Origin of the sequence: Pseudoalteromonas sp. 2CM41L, assembly GCF_023161905.1 — a bacterium.
Lineage (GTDB): Bacteria > Pseudomonadota > Gammaproteobacteria > Enterobacterales > Alteromonadaceae > Pseudoalteromonas > Pseudoalteromonas atlantica.
Map to the genome: position 1 here is coordinate 1 of NZ_JALNTN010000038.1, position 1,255 is coordinate 1,255.

At 39.1% G+C, this 1,255-nt stretch carries 1 protein-coding gene; it reads left to right on the forward strand.

Going from position 1 to position 1,255, the window contains the following annotated elements:
* A protein-coding gene (locus MTF64_RS19815) for an IS3 family transposase (RefSeq protein ID WP_248452439.1) occupies window positions 1-1,226 on the forward strand; the annotation gives its coding sequence in 2 pieces (ribosomal slippage) (window positions 1-343 and window positions 343-1,226; 1,227 coding nt annotated over the 2 pieces). This gene is flagged as partial in the annotation.
* Window positions 1,227-1,255: the final 29 nt, after the last annotated feature.

Consider the following 1,255-nt stretch of genomic DNA (forward strand, 5'->3'; position numbering starts at 1 on the left):
ACTAAAACTAAAGACGTTAAGCGTACTCAGCGAGATTATACATTAGGCTTTAAATTATCTATTGTTGAGCAAGTAGAAAAAGGCGACTTCACCTATAAACAAGCGCAAAGTCATTACGGCATTCAAGGCCGCAGTACCGTTCTGGTATGGCTGCGAAAACATGGTAAATTAGATTGGTCTAAACCAACTTATATAGCCAACATGCCTAAATCGAAAGAAACCCCAGCACAAAAAATTAAACGTTTAGAGCGCGAGATAGAAGAGTTACGCCTAAAGGATTTAATCAAAGATGAAATGATTAATATTATGGATGAAGAATATGGAGCGGGCTTGCGAAAAAAGTACATATCCGAGCTATCACGCGCGCAAAAGAAAACCATCAAATAAAGCTTACTCCGTTATGCCGTGCATATGGCGTAACGCGACAAGGTTACTATCAAGCTATGCGCAGAATAGATGCTCGGAATAAAGAATTGGAGCCAGTCAAAGAATTAGTGATGTACTGGCGGCAATTCATGCCTCGTATTGGTGGGAAGAAACTTTATCTGATGATAAAGCCAGACCTGCAAGAGCGTGGCATTAAACTAGGTCGTGATTGTTTTTTTGATTATTTGAGAGAGCATGACTTTCTTGTAAAACCAAAGAAAAATTACACTAAAACAACAAACAGTAACCATTGGATGCGCAAGCATCCCAATTTACTAAAGGAATACATGCCTACTGCGGCCGAGGAAGTCTTCGTTAGTGACATTACATACGTAAAGTCAGCGCAAGGCGTGCATTACCTATCGTTAGTCACTGATGCTTACAGTCGAAAAATAATGGGTTATGAGCTGAGTGATGAAATGAAAGCAACCGATGTAGTCAGAGCATTAGAAATGACAATTAAGCAACGCGTATATAAACGTGATGCCATTCATCATTCAGATAGAGGTTTACAATATTGCTCTGAAGTATATCAAAATGCGCTATTAAAAGAGGGCATTAGACCATCGATGACCGATGGGTATGACTGTTATCAAAACGCATTAGCAGAGCGTATTAACGGGATATTAAAGCAAGAGTTTTTACTGTATAAATGTCGCAATATGGCAGAGTTAAAACAGCTCGTTGAAGAATCGATATTTATATACAATGAAATGCGACCGCACTTAAGTTTGGATATGAAAACACCAAATCAAGTGCATAAAAAAGACCTGGCGCTTTCGCACCAAGTCTTTCATTAAAACCGTCAACCTATTTCAGGACGGGACAA